Raw genomic sequence first — 2,996 nt, 5'->3', positions numbered from 1 at the left:
ACGTTCCCGCTAAATAAGGGTTGTGTATGATCAATGCTGCTTGCGTCCACTATGTGGTTCCCGGATAACAAACCCGTTGTGTGGTTTGTCACCGTGGAACGAACCGCTGATTGTTCTTTCGGGGATGGTTGGGTGGTTTAGAATTAAGGAAGTGTTCATTCTTACGCGTGGATACTTTTTCATGACGGATACCGGTGAAACGGTGTTTGGTTGTGGCCCATAAGTTTCCCCGCCGGCCAGGCATGTGTCTGGGTGGTTGGGGTGGTAGGGTTACGGCGGTCATAGCGTGGGGGAAACGCCCGGTCCCATTCCGAACCCGGAAGCTAAGACCCACAGCGCCGATGGTACTGCATCCGGGAGGATGTGGGAGAGTAGGTCACCGCCGGACAATATTTGTTCAGAGGTTGAGGCCCGTACCGTGTGGTACGGGCCTCAACTGTTTAACCAGCACAACCGCCTCACCCGGCTTCCCACTGCTTGAACAAGGGAACTGTCAACCACTTCCCGGCTTTCACGCTTTTAACTTCAGTAGCAGCAGTTGATTCCTGTATTTCCCTTTTCACCCGTTACCGGCCACGGTAGCCTCGCAGCTCAGGAGCTCCGGATTAGTCCGTCCAAACTGGGCTCTTATGCCGGTAGGGTCGAGTCGAAAGTGGGAAGCTAATGAGCGTGCGTCGCAGAACCGGGAGTGTGCACGGGGGCCGTACCCCCACATGGAGAGGCCGGGCCGGCGGCACAGGAATTGGGGTGTTCGCCGTTCTGTGTCTTCTGTTGCAACTGGCATCACCGGCGCAGGCAGTATTCTCGGGTGAATCCCCGGGCGAGGAACTACCTTCGGACGTCACTGAGATCACCATGACGGGAACGGGAGCGGGGCAGGGCGTGGCCGGCGGGCTGCCTCCTGTCGGTGCGGCGTTCGATCCGACGACGGGGTATCCAGCGGACGTGCCTGCGGGCTACGACCCCGTCAACGAGGGATTTGCCGGCATCATCAACACTGTTGACGCGGTCGGAAATCCGCAGCAGATGTACTGCATCGACATTCGTACCTCAACCTACACCGGCCTGGGTTACGAGAGCGGCAGTTGGGAAGAATCCAATGTGCCGAACATCGGTTACGTCAACCGCGTGCTGAACAGCTACTACCCGGATCAGCCGGGGCAGCCGGACGCACCGTCAGACACTATTAGGGCAGCAGCGGTGCAGGCAGCTGTCTGGTTCTTCAGCGATGGATACGTCCTTGAGGACACCGACGCCGTGCGTCCCTACACCGAGGCAATCGTTGCCGAGGTACTCGCTTTGGGTCCGCTGACAGAACCGCCTGCACCCAACGTTTCAATTGATCCGCCCACTGCGGCGGGACCCACCGACGGAGTCACCGGGCCGTTCACCATCACGTCAGATGCGGGAACCGTCACCGTCGCGGTGCCGGAGGGGTACACCCTGTACACGGATCCGTCCGGTACGGACCCGCTTGTTGGCACGACCGTTCCTTCCGGAACGCAGCTGTGGGTCCGGAACGACAACCAAACCACGGACCCGGTTGTCCTGACCGCCACCGCGGTGGTTCCTGTCCAGACGGGCAACGTCTACCTCTATGCCGGCAACAATCCCCAGGTCACCACTGCCCAGAAGCTCATCCTGGCAGCCGACGCGCAGATCGAGTCCAACGCCCAGGCGACGGCAGAGTTCTTTGTTGCCGGCGACCTGAGCGTCAGCAAGGCGTTTGCGGGTGAGGGAGCCGGGCTGCAGGGCGACATTTCCCTGCTGGTGGACTGCGGAGCGTCCGGTGTCTTCACCTTCGAGATTCCCGCCGGCACAACTGACACAGTGACTGAGACGGTGGCAGGACTTCCAGTTGGTACGGTCTGTTCAGTTACTGAACCCGTCACCGGATCAACGACGGAGGTAACTGTCACTCCGGTGCTCCCGGAACCCGTGACCATCACTGACGGTGAGAACGTTCTTGCCGTTGCCAACACGGTTGAGTACCGCCCGGGAGCGCTCAACGTCACCAAGACAATCGACGGGAATGCCGCGGGCCTGCAAGCGGAGATAGTCCTCGACGTGGTGTGCGGGTCCGTTCTGGACACCAGTGTTGTGATCCCTGCAGGCACTGCAGCCGGCACCTATGGAGAGACCCTCACCGACATCCCGGCAGGGACGGAATGCACCGTGACCGAATCGAGCACAGGAGCCACGTCAGAGGTTACCGTGGAAGCAGGAGACCCGGTGACCGTGGCTATTGAGCCGGGTGCCACTGTCAGTGCAGGCCTGGCCAATACGGTGCAGTACGCCAACGGATCACTGCAGGTAACGAAAATCATTGCCGGAAACGGCGCCGGGAAGCAGTCCGCGTCATACCTCAACGTGGTCTGCGGAAACGAACTCGAGCAGGTGGTCCGGATCCCCGCCGGAACCCTGCCTGGTGAGTATGTGGAGGTCTTCGACGGCATCCCTGTCGGCACCGAGTGCACGGTTACCGAGCCGACAAACGGCGAGAACGGGAAGGTGACGGTGGAAACGGTTCTGCCCTACAGTGTCGTCATCGTTTCCGGTGAAACCGTCAATACAACGGTGACCAATACATATGCGGTGTTGGGTGAGGACACACTGGCGAAGACCGGAGCAACAGCCACAGCGCAGGTATCCCTGGCCGGAGCGGGCGCGGTCCTCATGGGCACACTGCTGGTGGCCGGAGCGGCACGACGGAGGAAGGAAACGGACTAGCAGCAGAGGTGGCCGGGCCTGAGGCGGCCGTGCCGGCTGAAGGCGAGCCGTTGCTGACCGGCCGGTAGGTCCCATCCGATCAGCGCTGCGGGCAGCTCTCCAGACAGGGGAGTTGCCCGCAGCTGTTTCCGGCGGCAATAAAGGCTGAAAGGGCTTTTGTACAGAGTGCTTTTAGGGACCCCGATCACAGGTTTGGAGCCGATTTGCGGGTGGGTGGAAACCTGTGTAAAGTCTTCTAAGTCGCCGCGGCCGGGAGTTGGAAAACA

Annotated in this window: 1 protein-coding gene and 1 rRNA gene; both read left to right on the top strand. The window is 60.6% G+C overall.

From position 1 onward, the window contains the following. The first annotated feature begins 271 nt into the window (after window positions 1–271). Window positions 272–388 (top strand): 5S ribosomal RNA (gene rrf / locus QMA10_RS17615). Window positions 389–855: 467 nt separating this feature from the next. After that, the gene (locus QMA10_RS17610; RefSeq protein ID WP_290170531.1) at window positions 856–2,730 is read left to right on the top strand and encodes a thioester domain-containing protein; all 1,875 of its coding nucleotides are present in this window, start codon (window positions 856–858) and stop codon (window positions 2,728–2,730) included. Window positions 2,731–2,996: the final 266 nt, after the last annotated feature.

It is taken from the genome of Arthrobacter sp. APC 3897 (assembly GCF_030407495.1).
Lineage (GTDB): Bacteria > Actinomycetota > Actinomycetes > Actinomycetales > Micrococcaceae > Arthrobacter_B.
The sequence above is the reverse complement of the archived record's forward strand: the minus strand, read 5'-3'. Positions and strand labels throughout refer to the sequence as shown.